Here is a 14527-nt window from a genome sequence, read left to right as displayed (position 1 = left end):
TTATTAGAAGCGAATACTAGTTAATAGTTGCTCCGTTTTTTACGTTTTGATCATCTGGATTAACGAATACCAACTTACCATCTTGGTCTTCTGTCATTAGGATCATACCTTGGCTCTCTACACCTCTTAAAGCACGAGGAGCAAGGTTAGCTAACACAGTCACACGTTTACCAATTACTTCTTCTGGTTTAAAGTGTTCTGCTATACCAGATACAATAGTACGTACATCCATACCAGTATCTACCTTTAGTACTAGTAGTTTATTTGCTTTTGGCATCTTCTCTGCTTCTACGATAGTACCTACACGTAGATCTAACTTAGCGAAGTCTTCATAAGTAGCTGTTTCTTTTTGAGGATCTACAACTTTTGCAGCAGCAGCGTTAGCCTTTTTAGAAGCTTCTAAGCGATCTAATTGTTTTTGCACTTCCTCATCTTCTATCTTAGCGAATAATAACTCAGCTTGTCCGATAGTATGCCCAGCAGGTAATAATACTTTATCTTCAGCTATAGTACTCCATTTGATAGGAGACTCTAACTTAAGAATTGATTTCAACTTATCTGCAGTGAATGGTAAGAATGGCTCAGCTAAAGTACTTAAAGCAGCAGCTATTTGAAGTGCTACATACATTTGTGTTTTTACTCTTTCTGGATTCTCCTTGATTAGTTTCCAAGGTTCCTCATCAGCCAAGTATTTATTACCTAAACGAGCTACATTCATCATTTCTGACAATGCCTCTCTGAATCTATATCTATCTACTGAACTTTCGATTACACCTGGGTACGCTCTAAGTTCAGTCAATGTAGCAATGTCAACATCAGAGAACTCATTAGGTTGAGGCACTACACCTTCGTAATATTTGTTAGTTAATACAACTACACGGTTAATAAAGTTACCGAAGATAGCAACTAACTCATTGTTATTTCTTGCTTGGAAGTCTTTCCAAGTAAAGTCATTATCTTTTGTCTCAGGAGCATTAGATGTCAAGGCATAGCGAAGCACATCTTGTTTACCAGGAAAATCTTCTAAGTACTCATGAAGCCATACAGCCCAGTTTTTAGACGTAGAAAGTTTGTTACCTTCTAAGTTTAAGAACTCATTAGCAGGCACGTTGTCAGGAAGGATATAACTACCTTCTGCTTTCAACATTGCAGGGAAAATAACACAGTGGAATACAATATTATCTTTACCAATAAAGTGTACTAACTTAGTATCATCAGACTTCCAATATGGTTCCCAATCTTTACCTTCGCGTAGAGCCCATTCTTTAGTAGAAGAGATGTATCCGATAGGAGCATCAAACCACACATAAAGAACCTTTCCTTCAGCACCTTCTACAGGCACAGGAATACCCCAATCTAAGTCACGCGTTACAGCACGAGGTTTTAACCCATCTTCTAACCAAGACTTTACTTGACCATATACGTTAGGTTTCCAGTCGTTTTTATGACCTTCTAAGATCCACTCACGTAAGAATGTATCATATTGGTCTAATGGTAAGAACCAGTGCTTTGTAGATTTTAAAATAGGCTTAGTCCCAGTGATTGTTGACTTAGGGTTGATAAGATCAGTAGCATTTAATGAAGTACCACATTTCTCACATTGATCCCCGTAAGCTTCCTCATTCGCACACTTCGGACAAGTCCCAGTTACGAAACGGTCAGCTAAGAACTGATCAGCCTTCTCATCATATAACTGTTCTGTTACTTCTTCAATAAACTTACCTTCGTTGTATAGTTTTTTAAAGAATTCAGAAGCTGTTTGATGGTGAATAGATGAAGACGTACGAGAGTAATTGTCTAAAGAAATACCAAAATCCATAAAAGATTGCTTGATAATACCATTGTATTTATCAATTACTTGTTGAGGCGTAATACCTTCTTTCTTTGCTTTCATAGAGATAGCTACTCCATGCTCATCACTTCCACATATAAAAGCTACGTCTTTTCCTTGCAAACGCAAGAATCTTGCATAAATATCAGCAGGTACATATACACCAGCTAAGTGCCCGATATGGATAGGTCCATTCGTGTAAGGCAATGCTGCTGTAATAGTATATCTTTTAGGTTCTTGTATCATATATCAATTACTGTTAATATCAAACGAATTTAATAAGAATGCAAAAATAAACAATACTAACGGATTACGACTATTTATTTTTGACTCAAATTCGAGATAGGTTGTTTATTCTTTAAATTATTTATAAAAAAAAATGACCTTAGAAAAACGTAAGTAGTTCTAAGGTCATACTAATTTGTAAAATGTATAGGCGTCTTATTGTTGAGCCTTTTGATCTTGGATATTTTTTTTCATATCCTCATCCATTTTAAAACTTCCATTAGTAGCAGAAGAACTATTCTCACCAGTGCCATGCATTGGTATAGCCATTGATCCCTCGTTATCAGAATTCTTCATTGACGAAGACTCTGCAGGAGTAGGCTCATTAGGAGTAGTAGCTTTATTTTCTTTGCATCCTACAGCCATCATAGCCATAGTTGCCATTAACATAATGTGTTTATTCATGGTGAGTAATATTGTTGTTTTATTTATTCTAAATTTGGTTGCATTGGTTGGTTTATATCCTCTGGAGTATCTACTGTAACTTTCTTTTTCCCTTTAAGGAAGAAGAAGTAAATACAGCTCAATATCCAGTTAAACCAAAACAAGTAAAACCCAAGGTGGAAGTAAAACTTCATATACTTATGAGAAGTCGTAGTGAAATCAAGGTAAGTATAATAAACACCTATAGCTCCAATTACCAAAAATACAAAAGAAATGGTATGACTAACCTTATTTGAAGCAAAACGTTTAAATAATGCTAATAACAAGATTAAGAATACCTGTATCCCAAAGATTATTAGAGCAGTTTTCCACGGAGTTTTGAATACAGTATACTGTTTATACATCAGAGAGATACCTATCTTACCTATAAATGACATCTTAGAGATAAGTATTGAAGACACTATAGCTAAACTCAGCTGTAAAAGAGCTAATATGGTAATATTCTTTCCCATTGCTTATTAGTTAATTGTCCAACCGTTCTCTTCACTAAAGCGAAGCTTGTATTTCTTCGTGATGAACTTTGTATTTGGGTTTTTATCTTTAGCTAGCGCGATGAATGGCGTATATTCTTTGTTAAGCATTACAGATGCAGTAGCAGATTTTTTACTTCTATTGTTCAGCTGTAGATTACTACTATCGCCTAGAGTATATAGTACTGTTTTTACAGTGACTTTATCATTCTTTTGGTCGATCACATACGGATGAGCCTTTTCTGTCAGCTTAAGTGTTACATTCCAGATAGAATCTTTAGATAGCCATTTCTTTTTAGAAGTCTCTTCCGCGAATTCTATATAACCATCTTTTTCTAAGTTTTTGTATTGTTCTATTTGCAGACTATCTTTTTTCATTCTCAGCTTTTTCTTTCCTAAATGAATAGTTGTGCTTTCGAACTCGGGTTTATCTGCCAAGTATGCCTCTACAGTATCATAAGCTTTAGATGCAGTAATATCTTTATTGTTACAGCTACTAAGTAAGATCACTAAGAATAGTGATAATGTAGTTAGTAAAGTTCTTGTTTTCATAGCTTAAATTTTAATCAAAAGTACGAAAAAAGATATTACTTGATTAACAATTTTCACTTGTCTTTTTTAGCTTAGTATCTTAAACAAGAAAGGCTGCTTTAAAGCAACCTTTCGTTTTATAATCAGTAGGATAGAGTTATTCTCTAACCCAAACTTCTACGTTTTTTTGAACCTTTTTTCCATTCGAAATAACCGTCATACTCATTGCCGTTTTTCCGATTTTACTACTTGGTTTTAGCACTAATTCTTCCCCTTCGATAGTAGCATATCCGAACTCGTTTTCTAAGTTCTTTACAGACTTTTCTATCAATGCATAAGGGCTATCCTGATCTACCACGATATCTTTAAGAGCAACTCTAAATTCCTTGTTTGCTTTTAGTACTATTTGGTTTACTAAAATCTCAGGAGCATTATTGTCTTGGAAGAATGGAATAGAAGGGAACCAATAATGTCCTTTAGCCTCATTGACAGTTCCACCTTCCATAAATACAGATCCTTTAGCACTACCAGTATTAGATACTATTTTTGTCCAGTTATACCCACCATTATCACCCCAACCTGCTCTTTTATACACTAGTACTAAATCATCCTTTACTGGATCTACCCTTAATCCAGCAGCATAGAATTCTAAACTTTTACCTAGGTCATCTTTACCAAGATCAAAAAACTCAGTGTTTAATTCTCCTGTTTGAGTATTAAATTTAGCTATTTTACTTCCTCCATTCCATGCACCATCATTAGCGATCCAGTAGATAGCATCTTCTTTCATACTAGGCGACATAGATCCAGGATTCCATGCCCCCCATTTACCCTGTATTGGAGCATTAGCTATAGAGAAAGACTTATTGTCTTTGTTATCTTTTGGGTTTATGCGTTCTATTTCATTTCCTTTACCAGCCCATACGATACCATTTTTATCTAGTGTTACTTGAGTATATACACCTTCTTTAGTACCTATCACAGCATCCGTGTCTGTGTCGATTATTACTAGACCTCCACCCTGTACTACAGCATATACTTTACCATCCACATAGACCATATTACCAGTCATCTTAGTAACTCCGTTTACAGTTCCTCTGATGATAAGGTCAGAAGTGTTAAGTATCGCGATACCATTAGTAGTTGATATATACGCTTTGTTGTTAGAGATACCTACGAATGCGTTAGCTTGTGATCCAGGTATATCCTTGATAGTTTTTATTTCTTTAAAAGATTTGTCTGTTACTACCAGTTTATTTCGTTGTTTAGATATTAGATAGTAATTCTCACCGAATGTCACTCCCATTGTAGTAGTTGTACCTAGAGTCTTACCTTCATTAGCGTTAGCATATATTCTATATGATCTATTTAATCCGTAATCTAAGAAGTTTACACTTCCTTCTTCATGACCAAACCAACCTTCATTAGCGATATAGAACCCACTAGGTTGAATCAATGGAGTAGGTTGTGAAGGAGGAATGATTTTAAAACCATTCTCATTTTGATTGTCATCATTAGAACTACATGCTATAGTAAAGGCAAGTAATGAGAATACTAGAGAGCGAGTTAATATCGTTTTTTTCATTGTAGCTTTTTTAGTTTAAGTTTCTACAAAAATAACTCTTCATACCAAGGAACAAAGACTTTCTCGTTTTCTTTTTTTAAAGAATGTCCATAAATACTAGGATTTTACTATTTTAGAGGAATAAAGACACCTTGTAATATGAGAAAAATAGGAAGTTTATTATTCGCGAGTGTATTGTTGTTCTCTTGTACAGAGAAACAGAAGTCGTCGAATGAACCTGTTACCACAGAAGATCAACCAACATTAGCCCTTACAGTAGCTGAGGCTAAGAAGATTATAGAATTACCTCTACACTGTATAGAAATAGAGTACCCTAATAAGTTAGGACAAGTATTAGGCAAAGATGAAGATCTAAAAACACCTAAACAATTGCGCCCTATTTTTTACGGTTGTTTTGATTGGCACTCTTCTGTACATGGCTTTTGGTCTATTGTGACTTTATTACAGAAGTTTCCAGAATTAGATGCGGATGGGCAGATTAGAGCTAGGTTAAACAATCTGATTACAGATGAAAACGTAGCAGTAGAATTAGCCTTTTTTCACGATCCGAATAATAAGACATTTGAACGTACTTATGGATGGGCATGGTTATTCCAGCTACACGGTACACTGTCTAAATGGGAAGATGCCGATGCTCAACGTTGGGCAAAGACTATCGAACCTTTAGCTAAAATCATGAAAGAACGCTATGCAGAGTACTTACCTAAATTATTATACCCAATACGCACGGGTACACATGACAACACAGCCTTTGGATTGTCTTTATCATTAGACTATGCTCGCCAGATGGGAGATACCGCATTCGAGGAACTTATAGAGACTAACGCTAAGCGACTATATGGAGCTGATAAAGGATGTAATATTGCATTTGAGCCAAGCGGACATGACTTTTTATCACCGTGTTTAGAAGAAGCACGTCTGATGAGTAAAGTATTAAAGCAAGGCGAATACCATACTTGGGCTAAGGCATTCTTACCTCAATTGTTTGATAAGAACTTTACTTTAGAAGTTGCAAAAGTATCAGATCGAACAGATGGACATTTAGTACATCTAGACGGACTGAACTTCAGTAGAGCTACCTGTCTAAAAGAAATAGGGAAAGCACTACCAGAGTTAGCACCTAATCTTAATCAGTTATCAGTAAAGCACTTTGAGAATTCGTTTGGCAATATCACTGGAGATGACTATATGGGAAGCCATTGGTTAGGTACTTTTGCCTTGTACACATTATTACACCAGTAGTCTATAGATTAACGAGAAGGAGTAACACAATAGAAATAGTATGAAATTAAGAGAATTGTTTAGCATCGAAGATAAAGACAGAGACTTATCTATAGATGCAGTAAGAAAGATATTCAGCTTGTCTATTGTTCAGAGTTTATATTATAACAGATGGCTTATACTTAGAGATGATGAGACAATCTCAGACTTTGTAGAAGCCTATGATATTAGCGAGAATGAAACAGAAGATACTGATAAGTTTGCAGTTTATTTTCAAGAAGATGAGTTTAATACCCGCTTAGTCATATCTAAGGATTATATCAATGCAGAAGGAGAGAAAGATGCAGAGATGTATCACTATTTTATCCGTCGTCTAGGATTAGAAGTTAGCAGTGTTTTGATATTTTATCAAGAGCACAATGCATACTCAGATCAGCTATCCTTATTAACACCTAAAGATGAAGAACATATAGAGAGAGCTAATAGCTGGTTTACTTCTATATGTGATTTATTGTATTCAGCGAACCACTTTTTTGAGTTTGATGATAAGATAGCTAATATGGTAGAACATGCTCAGATGTTTAGCTTAGATGTAATCAATCAAGAACCTGATATAGAAACCATTTTTTACAATGGTATTATATATAAAGTAGTCAGTATTCGCAAAGGATTAGAGATACTTAAAGGGCTCAAAGGAGTCAATAATAAAGAGGAAGAACTATATACATTAGATAATCTAATGTATGATCTGAGTGACGAGAATTCTTTCTTTCTTGTAGTGGAGAGTGATGCAGAAGTAGATGAGTTAGAGATACTAAACTTTATAGAAGACTATGAGATAGACATTCAGGGATATATCTTTATGGGAGATCTGAAAGTCACTGATTCATTATTCTGTCAAGAGTTAGACTTCTCACCTGTATTAGTAGTCATGGGTGACCTAGTGATAAAGAATGCTTATTTCTGTGGCAATGTGCATTACATTGGAGGTAGTGTATATGGAGAAGTAGTTTATGCTAAGTATAATCATGGCGAACTACACGTAAAAGGGACCTTAGATGTCAGATGTCTCGTATCAGTAGACATGCCTTGCTATATTAATAAGATATGTATCACGTGTATCATCTCTGATAACTCAGTATATGGATTAGACCAGGTAACAGGTGAAGACGGACTACCATTCTTTATGCTTAATGTCTATCCTAGTACACATCGTACACGTGATGTGTTTATAGATGAGATAGCAGAAGAGTTTGCTTGGGGAGAGAACTTCCCTAATGATGACGATATCATCGATGCTATGCGCTTAGGCAAGACTTTGATAAAAGATAGTGTATTCAGTGTATACAGTGAGTTTAGTGATACCGTAGCAGAACGTTTTAATAAGCTATTTATAGAACTGATAGACAGTAATGGATTGACTACTCAGCGTATAGATGGTGGTTATGTCAGTGAGTACTTCTTTAATGTATATATGTATGAAGGACAAAAGTATAGGGAGTTAGGCAGAAAGGACAAGACAAGTAACTATCAATGTCGTATTTTGCACAATATCGATACAGGAGAATATATAGCAGTAGTAGATTTCTTTAAACCTGATGGTAAATCACTATACAGTGCATTTAGATCTAAACTAACAGATACTTTTACCTCTACACATGCAGCAATGTATGCTTTTAATCAAGCAGAATCAGCATTCTTAAAGAAATTAGGAATGTAAGTATTGTACTCTGTTCAGAGTTATAAAAAAAGACTATTCAACACTTGAATAGTCTTTTTTTATGATCATATATTGTTAAGCAATAATGGTCATCCTATATCAGAGACATCCGATCTACCAACTGTACACCGAAAACTGTCAATCAACTTATCCTATTCTTAAACCATTTTTAGTTGGTTTATCCATAGTCATAAGAGTTACTTCTTTTCCTTCTACAGCACCCATGACTAAGCATTCACTCATAAGAGTAGCTATTTGTTTAGGAGGGAAGTTTACTACAGCCACCACTTGTTTACCGATAAGTTCTTCTGGAGTATATAGTTTAGTGATTTGAGCAGAAGATTTGCGTTTACCTATTTCTTCTCCGAAATCCACTATTAATTTATAAGCAGGGTTTCTCACTTCAGCGAATACTTCCGCCTCTATAATTGTACCGACTCTCATCTCTACCTTAGAAAACTCATCCCAAGTCAATGTATTGTTGTTATTTTCCATGTTTTAGATTTGTGATTAAATCCAAAAATAGGGAAAATAAAATAAAAACGATTTACTAGATAGTTTTTAACACGAATTCAGAGTTACAGTAACGAATCATAAATCCCCAACAACTAGAACTAGAATTAAAACAGCGATAACTGTTCTGGTTCTGTAGACGGTAGTCCTAAAAATGGGAATATATCTATGATATCATACTGTCTTCTGTCCGGGTTAAAGCGGCGAAGAGCTACCTGATTACACATAAATGAGATAGTAGGTTTATCAAAAAAAGTTAGTGCACGCTGAAGCCTCTCAGGATCTAATTTACGAGCGATAGACATATGAGGCTCGTTACTTTTATATACATCAGGTAGAGATACCTTACTCATCACCTTTTTGGCATATTCGCGTAGAGGGATTTGCGCCTCAGCCTCTACAGCTAAGAAGAAAGCACCATTAGGATACTGCCCATAATCATTAAATACTACAGGAGTAGGAGTGAATGTACTACACTGTAGTCTCACTAATTCGGCAATCTTATTTACGCCTACTGTATCTGTCTGAAACTTAGAGATAGTCATATGAGCTAGAGAGTTCTTACTGTTATACCAACCAATTTCATCAGCTAATCTTAGCTTCATTTGTCTAACTATTTCTATAGTCATTTCATCAGGTTGAAAACACAAGGAGTATCTAGCTATCATAATCTAGGGATAATGGGTAAATGTATTTGTCAGTTATAAGTTGGAGACACCTCTTCTATATTGCGAATTACGAATCATAGATCTGTAACAACTAATAACAACGGGATAAAAGTACTCAAAAAAAATAAGACTAGAAGTAATCTAAGCTGTTGATATGACCTATAATGACCTCATTTGGAGATAATGCCCCCGCATGCTCTTTTTGACCATTTCTACACATTGGATTTGTGTGTAACTTGCTGATATTTAGTATTTACTGTTATTTTGTTTTGTTTTTGGTTGGATAGTGTTCGGTAATTACTAGTGTTTACTTGGGATAAGAGGCTGTTTTCAAAACCGTAGCAAACTCGTACCCAAAGAATCTCCTTATAAAGATGTAATCTTCTCTATCGTGCAGATGTTAGAATGAATCAATAAGAGAAGAGGCCATCAACATTACTGTTGATGACCTCTTCTGTGATTTTATATTGATGTTGTTTCCTTATCGGATCACTATTCTACCTCTAAAAGGGACATCTGTAGCGATATCGATATTGTGAGCTTTAGAGATAAATATCTTACATGGTTTGACCTGATATACGAACTCGTCTATAATCTCCGAAACCTGTACCATAGGGTTTTCGATTTGATGGTCTTTAAAGTCTACTACTAGAATATTACTATCGAAATCTAGTGCAGAAAATTCTTTTACATATTTCATAATTGGGTGGTTTTTAAATTATATATTAAGTTACGGATAATATAATAGTTAGACGAACGAAAGGGCTAAAATCTTTTAAATCAGTACTTTTTTAACGTAAGGTTGATTATATTTGTTAAAATTGTCTTTAACATATTTAGAAGCTTAGTAAAGTATAACAGAGAGTATGAATATTATCAACATATTAGTAGAGGGAGGAATAGATTCGATAGGAGTAGATATATTGTTGTTAGTATTGTGGTTCTGGTTAGCAAACAAGATGTCATATCGTTTCTTACAACGAAGTCTCTTTAAAAAGGAAAATAGGCGTGCAGTTTGGTTACCCGTAGTTGTTGGGATGATCGTATTACATGTAATCTATAATATTGCACTGTTTAGTTTTTTAGTTTTTAAGAAACATGTTATCTCTTTGTTTTATGGAGATGATTATTTACTATTGAGTTTGATTTACGTCTTGTTTTACGCGGCTGTATTGGCCGTAGAGTTCATCTTTATCAGTGCGTTATGTAGTTATGCTTTGGGGAGAGAGAAAGTTCTTTTTTATGATTTAATTACTGGACCTTTTGTTAAAGCGGGAAACTGGCTATTTACAAAAGTAGGTATACCTGGTGTACTTTTATTTTTTCTGTTTGGTTGTATCTATGGTTTTTTTAAAGCGAAGACATTGTCTGAAGCTCTCGATATTTTAATTGTTTTAGGAATAAGCGCATTAGGATGTTATATCTATTTTAAAACAGGTTTTTTAGATCAAAATAAGGATGCAGACCCTGTACAGAAACATAAATGGACGAGACGCTATGCCCGTGTAGGTCTTCGAGATATTGATCTTAAACATGCAGCATTACAGAAAAAGAAATAATACGAGCAGTTCTTACAAGAAATGAGTTATGATAGACATCAGAAACCCCTAAATAGTGAAGAGCAGCTTAATGAAGTAACTCAGTCGACACAGAATGAAGAAAGGTCTGAAGTGAATGTAATCGATAGAGCTAGAGCTGAGAGTAGTACACATGGATTTAATAATAGAGTAGAGTAGTAATGTTAGTACTGATAGGTATTGTTATTATAGGATGGCTGGTGTATAGAGTGCCAGCTATACATAAACGCGAAGGGATATATGTTAGAGATGGAGCTAGCGGGACACGTCTGTTTATTCTATTTATGACTGCGATGGCTCTTGGGCTTGGTCAATATACAATCAAAGAAGTGCAATATACTAAGTGGCTATTAACTCAGACAGATAAATACACTGCTGTACTAACAGATTATTATGTAAATCAGAATGGAACAGGCAAGTGGGGAACTACTACTTATTTTCCTTTCTATGAGTTTAGAACTGTAGCTGGGGACAGTATCGAGTATAGTCCGAGAACTACGAGTCTAGTAAAGCCTGTGATAGGGAGTACATATACGGTATATTATAATAAAGAAAGTAAGCGTACTTATGTGCTAGATGGACAGACTATAATCGGTGGTGCTGTGGTGCTAGCAGTGTTAGTAATCGCTCTATATTTTACGTTAGGTTTATTGCTGTATAGTATCATGCCTATTAAGATACGGTATAGATGGGTAGATATGGAGATGTGTTTAGCGATGGTTAAAGTCTCTGCATTTATTCTTATACAGTTGTGTATATGTCTATTGATATTTAGTGGATATCACTATTCTTGGGCGATGATTATAGTATATCTGGTTATCTCTACGTATTTGACAGTAAGGGCATTTAGAACAAATATTAAGGAGTGGATAGAGGAGTTTAAGTTGAGGTGATTGATGCCTTGACACAATAGTAGAGTAAATATGATAGAAGAATATAAGAATGTGTGGATAGGATGTACTATAGTAGCTGCTGTAGTAGGGACTTTATTTATCATACGGATGAATGCAAGGTCAAAAGAAGGGGATGGATTAGGATGCTTTTTAACAGGAGGTACCTTCTTTGGTGTATGGGTGCTGACTTGTGTAGGGTTAGGAGGTAATATTGTCTTAGTATCAAAACTTGTGGATAAGGCAGAGACTATCTATAGTGGTGATAAGTATGTAGCTAGTGTAGTGAACTATGTACGTACGGAGCACTACGACGAAAAGACAAAAAGCTATAGATCTAGTTATAGGACAGTGTTAGGGTTCACAACAAAAAATTATAAACCGATTACTTATACATTCGAGATAGGTAGTAATAAGGTTCCTAAGATGGGTAAGCTATATGAAGTTTACTATAATGAGGCCACGGGTATTACGACTACATTTAGTCTAGGTAGTCTGGCATTGATTCTGATATTAGCTGGTATATTATACTTTGCCTTAGCTTTGTTTTTGAATGTGATAGGATATAGTGTAGGGATTTCTACTATTCGTTTTTGGAAAGTAGTAGTTAATGTTGGGGTGTTCTTGTTTATACCTCTACTTATGTTGGTTTTAGAGTCAGCTTTTTTGTACAGACTCATTGTAGATGGTAGTAATTTGGGAGATGAACGCACGAGGTATATTTTTCTTTCAGTAGTTTTTGGAGCTTTTATGATAGGCTATATCTATGTGCTTATTAATATAGATAAGTACAGGAGAGAGTATGGTGATCTAGTAAAGAGTTACGTGAAATCTCGTACTTTAGAAGGTAGAATAAGAGAGCTTCAGAATGTTCAAGATAGGAGTAATCAAAGACATTTATAATTGAGATGATAGAAGATATAGTTTATAATCAGTGGTCTATTATACTAGGGCTGTTATACATTGGGTGGTTAACAGCTAGGATAGTAAAACGGACAACGAATGGTCGAAAAGAGAAGGCGGGGTGTCTAGATGTGATAAGGGTGTTCTTAATTATGGGAGGGTTATTCTTTCTGACCATACTAGGAGCAGTAGCTTTTGGCAGTGCTTTTATACGCAACTTGAGTTTAGTACTCAGTGGACAGCTCTATGTAGATATGATATTGGTAGCTAAGTTTATTACTTACGGTACGATGACAGCTGTACTGGTATTTACGTTTATAGGAGTGATGATATATGGTATGGGGTGGGATATGAAGAGGTATAATCAGTTAGCTCGTATGTTAGGACTGGGGATAGTGGTACCTATAGTGATGCTGATGTTTAATGGTGCATTAATCTATGCATTGTGTATCAACCTAGATAAGATAGCGCTGTCTGTATTGCTGATATTTTTTATCCTTATCATGACTGCAGGTACACTGATGTATGTGAAGATTATGATAGACGATCGCATCTTTAGCTTAGAGAGTACAGAAAGTAAAAGTAACAAAGGAAATAAGGGGAATAAACGAAGTAAGTCTAATGATAAAGGGGAACGTACTAGACAGACTGCAAATCAGTCTATGCAAATGAGTGATAAGACAACTCATGAGGTGAATAGTAATAAAGGTCCAAAGAATGTGGAATGGACGCGTAGAAGTAATAGACGTAAAAAGAGATAAGTATGAGTGAGGTGAGAGTAAATCAGATAGCGTTAGTATTAGGTATAGCATATACGATATGGTTGACTTATAAGATACTGAAGCGTACCTATAGTGGTAAAAATGAGAAAATAGGATGTGTAGCAGCGGGTTATATTTATCTTATCGTAGCTTCTATTTCTTCTTTAGCTATAGGTGGAACGGTAGCCTTATCTATGATGTTAGTATCTAAGGTACAGACGGTGTCTAATGGGGATAAATATGAGGCTAAGGTGGTGTCATTCACTAGCTATGAGAGTCGTAACTCGGATGATAATGGATATACTACGATGTATACACCTACAGTACACTTCACTACACATAGTGGAGAGGTGGTAGAATATGAGCTGGACTACTCTAGTAGTGGGAGGCCTACTTTAGGAGATAAACACACAGTGTATTACGATGAGGTGAATGATCGTGTGACTACCTTTGGGCTAGGCACAGTGGCTCTGATTCTTGCTTTCGGAGCGATGATAGCTATACTGGTATATCTATTTATAGGGATGATAATCTATGCGATGAACTGGTCGATGACTAGATATAAGGATATCGGTGTGATTATAGGTCTAGCGGTTATCTTGCCTTTATTTATGATTTTGTTTGATGGAGCTATGATTTATGCTCTGTTTAATGGTGAGGAAAAGCCAATGTGGGTGAATGTGATATTGGTATTCTTTACATTAGTATTAACTATGGCTATCTGGGCATATCTAAAGAATATCTATGGCGATGGAATCAAGAATATGGGAATGAATAGAAAGGGAGTAAGGAGGGTAGATGCTAGTAGGTTTAGTAATACAAGTAGAAATAAATAGGAAAAAGTCTTAGAGTACACTCTAAGACTTTTTCTTTTTATTAGTTTCGGTTGTGTATAAGTTTAGTGTTAATAGTGCGAAAATCATTATATACACTAATGGTTCTGTGTGAAAGCCAATCATTAGCTTTAGCAGGTATAGGGTTGCAAAAGCGATTAGCAGACCTATAATGGATTTAATGTAAATATTCATAGACTTGTGTTCTATAATTATTTGAAGTAAAGGTACTTACTTGATTTGTGTTAATCTGTTATGTTTCAAATAAATATTGACAAAGTGTGAAAGTTATCAA

16 protein-coding genes are annotated in these 14527 nt (G+C 35.3%); 8 read left to right on the top strand and 8 right to left on the bottom strand.

The features are described 5' to 3' along the window. Positions 1–16: 16 nt before the first annotated feature. From metG to BMX53_RS03155, 5 genes are all read right to left on the bottom strand, one after another. Complete coding sequence (gene metG, locus BMX53_RS03175) at positions 17–2077, bottom strand: methionine--tRNA ligase (protein WP_074744618.1); 2061 nt, start codon at positions 2075–2077, stop codon at positions 17–19. Between the two features lie 195 nt (positions 2078–2272). Next, positions 2273–2521 carry a hypothetical protein gene (locus BMX53_RS03170; RefSeq protein ID WP_038985902.1) on the bottom strand — a complete coding sequence of 83 codons (249 nt, stop codon included), beginning with the start codon at positions 2519–2521 and terminating at the stop codon, positions 2273–2275. 23 nt (positions 2522–2544) lie between these two features. Then, a complete protein-coding gene (locus tag BMX53_RS03165) occupies positions 2545–3012 on the bottom strand; it encodes a cytochrome d ubiquinol oxidase subunit II (protein ID WP_074744616.1) in 468 nt (155 codons plus the stop codon). A 6-nt stretch (positions 3013–3018) separates the two neighbouring features. Beyond that, positions 3019–3582 (bottom strand): hypothetical protein, encoded by a 564-nt coding sequence (locus tag BMX53_RS03160; protein WP_038985904.1) that lies wholly within the window; start codon positions 3580–3582, stop codon positions 3019–3021. A 136-nt stretch (positions 3583–3718) separates the two neighbouring features. After that, positions 3719–5146: a DUF5074 domain-containing protein gene (locus tag BMX53_RS03155; RefSeq protein ID WP_074744614.1), complete on the bottom strand. Its 1428-nt coding sequence runs from the start codon at positions 5144–5146 to the stop codon at positions 3719–3721. A gap of 138 nt (positions 5147–5284) precedes the next feature. Between BMX53_RS03155 and BMX53_RS03150 the strand changes: the two genes are divergently transcribed. Both BMX53_RS03150 and BMX53_RS03145 read left to right on the top strand, forming a co-directional pair. Continuing rightward, entirely contained in the window at positions 5285–6388 is a 1104-nt protein-coding gene (locus tag BMX53_RS03150; RefSeq protein WP_074744612.1) for a DUF2891 domain-containing protein, read from the top strand. Positions 6389–6428: 40 nt separating this feature from the next. Further along, positions 6429–8087: a hypothetical protein gene (locus BMX53_RS03145; RefSeq protein WP_074744610.1), complete on the top strand. Its 1659-nt coding sequence runs from the start codon at positions 6429–6431 to the stop codon at positions 8085–8087. A gap of 147 nt (positions 8088–8234) precedes the next feature. On the opposite strand, the gene BMX53_RS03140 is transcribed toward BMX53_RS03145, so the two are convergent. From BMX53_RS03140 to BMX53_RS03130, 3 genes are all read right to left on the bottom strand, one after another. Next, a complete protein-coding gene (locus BMX53_RS03140) occupies positions 8235–8582 on the bottom strand; it encodes a tRNA-binding protein (protein WP_038985908.1) in 348 nt (115 codons plus the stop codon). Positions 8583–8707: 125 nt separating this feature from the next. After that, a complete protein-coding gene (locus BMX53_RS03135) occupies positions 8708–9229 on the bottom strand; it encodes a 2'-5' RNA ligase family protein (RefSeq protein WP_244154462.1) in 522 nt (173 codons plus the stop codon). 520 nt (positions 9230–9749) lie between these two features. Continuing rightward, on the bottom strand, positions 9750–9968 hold the full coding sequence (locus BMX53_RS03130; protein WP_038985910.1) for a hypothetical protein: 219 nt from the start codon (positions 9966–9968) through the stop codon (positions 9750–9752). 166 nt (positions 9969–10134) lie between these two features. On the opposite strand from BMX53_RS03130, the gene BMX53_RS03125 reads away from it, so the two are divergent. Genes BMX53_RS03125 through BMX53_RS03105 form a run of 6 tightly spaced genes read left to right on the top strand, consistent with a single transcriptional unit; the run spans position 10135 to position 14235 of the window. Next, positions 10135–10827 carry a hypothetical protein gene (locus tag BMX53_RS03125; protein WP_074744606.1) on the top strand — a complete coding sequence of 231 codons (693 nt, stop codon included), beginning with the start codon at positions 10135–10137 and terminating at the stop codon, positions 10825–10827. Positions 10828–10848: 21 nt separating this feature from the next. Beyond that, positions 10849–11004: a hypothetical protein gene (locus tag BMX53_RS19055; RefSeq protein ID WP_167357235.1), complete on the top strand. Its 156-nt coding sequence runs from the start codon at positions 10849–10851 to the stop codon at positions 11002–11004. A 2-nt stretch (positions 11005–11006) separates the two neighbouring features. Continuing rightward, a complete protein-coding gene (locus BMX53_RS03120) occupies positions 11007–11738 on the top strand; it encodes a DUF3592 domain-containing protein (protein ID WP_074744605.1) in 732 nt (243 codons plus the stop codon). Positions 11739–11768: 30 nt separating this feature from the next. Continuing rightward, on the top strand, positions 11769–12638 hold the full coding sequence (locus BMX53_RS03115; RefSeq protein WP_074744603.1) for a hypothetical protein: 870 nt from the start codon (positions 11769–11771) through the stop codon (positions 12636–12638). Positions 12639–12643: 5 nt separating this feature from the next. Further along, on the top strand, positions 12644–13399 hold the full coding sequence (locus tag BMX53_RS03110) for a hypothetical protein (protein ID WP_074744601.1): 756 nt from the start codon (positions 12644–12646) through the stop codon (positions 13397–13399). A 2-nt stretch (positions 13400–13401) separates the two neighbouring features. Beyond that, positions 13402–14235: a DUF3592 domain-containing protein gene (locus tag BMX53_RS03105; protein ID WP_074744599.1), complete on the top strand. Its 834-nt coding sequence runs from the start codon at positions 13402–13404 to the stop codon at positions 14233–14235. Positions 14236–14527 lie beyond the last annotated feature (292 nt).

The organism is Myroides marinus (assembly GCF_900109075.1).
In the GTDB taxonomy this organism is placed as follows: domain Bacteria; phylum Bacteroidota; class Bacteroidia; order Flavobacteriales; family Flavobacteriaceae; genus Flavobacterium; species Flavobacterium marinum_A.
The sequence above is the reverse complement of the archived record's forward strand: the minus strand, read 5'-3'. Positions and strand labels throughout refer to the sequence as shown.

Excerpts from the sequence above, each read along its gene's own strand:
- metG (WP_074744618.1), bottom strand. The coding sequence starts at position 2,077 with ATGATACAAGAACCTAAAAGATATACTATTACAGCAGCATTGCCTTAC.
- BMX53_RS03170 (WP_038985902.1), bottom strand. The coding sequence starts at position 2,521 with ATGAATAAACACATTATGTTAATGGCAACTATGGCTATGATGGCTGTA.
- BMX53_RS03165 (WP_074744616.1), bottom strand. The coding sequence starts at position 3,012 with ATGGGAAAGAATATTACCATATTAGCTCTTTTACAGCTGAGTTTAGCT.
- BMX53_RS03160 (WP_038985904.1), bottom strand. The coding sequence starts at position 3,582 with ATGAAAACAAGAACTTTACTAACTACATTATCACTATTCTTAGTGATC.
- BMX53_RS03155 (WP_074744614.1), bottom strand. The coding sequence starts at position 5,146 with ATGAAAAAAACGATATTAACTCGCTCTCTAGTATTCTCATTACTTGCC.
- BMX53_RS03150 (WP_074744612.1), top strand. The coding sequence starts at position 5,285 with ATGAGAAAAATAGGAAGTTTATTATTCGCGAGTGTATTGTTGTTCTCT.
- BMX53_RS03145 (WP_074744610.1), top strand. The coding sequence starts at position 6,429 with ATGAAATTAAGAGAATTGTTTAGCATCGAAGATAAAGACAGAGACTTA.
- BMX53_RS03140 (WP_038985908.1), bottom strand. The coding sequence starts at position 8,582 with ATGGAAAATAACAACAATACATTGACTTGGGATGAGTTTTCTAAGGTA.
- BMX53_RS03135 (WP_244154462.1), bottom strand. The coding sequence starts at position 9,229 with ATGACTATAGAAATAGTTAGACAAATGAAGCTAAGATTAGCTGATGAA.
- BMX53_RS03130 (WP_038985910.1), bottom strand. The coding sequence starts at position 9,968 with ATGAAATATGTAAAAGAATTTTCTGCACTAGATTTCGATAGTAATATT.
- BMX53_RS03125 (WP_074744606.1), top strand. The coding sequence starts at position 10,135 with ATGAATATTATCAACATATTAGTAGAGGGAGGAATAGATTCGATAGGA.
- BMX53_RS19055 (WP_167357235.1), top strand. The coding sequence starts at position 10,849 with ATGAGTTATGATAGACATCAGAAACCCCTAAATAGTGAAGAGCAGCTT.
- BMX53_RS03120 (WP_074744605.1), top strand. The coding sequence starts at position 11,007 with ATGTTAGTACTGATAGGTATTGTTATTATAGGATGGCTGGTGTATAGA.
- BMX53_RS03115 (WP_074744603.1), top strand. The coding sequence starts at position 11,769 with ATGATAGAAGAATATAAGAATGTGTGGATAGGATGTACTATAGTAGCT.
- BMX53_RS03110 (WP_074744601.1), top strand. The coding sequence starts at position 12,644 with ATGATAGAAGATATAGTTTATAATCAGTGGTCTATTATACTAGGGCTG.
- BMX53_RS03105 (WP_074744599.1), top strand. The coding sequence starts at position 13,402 with ATGAGTGAGGTGAGAGTAAATCAGATAGCGTTAGTATTAGGTATAGCA.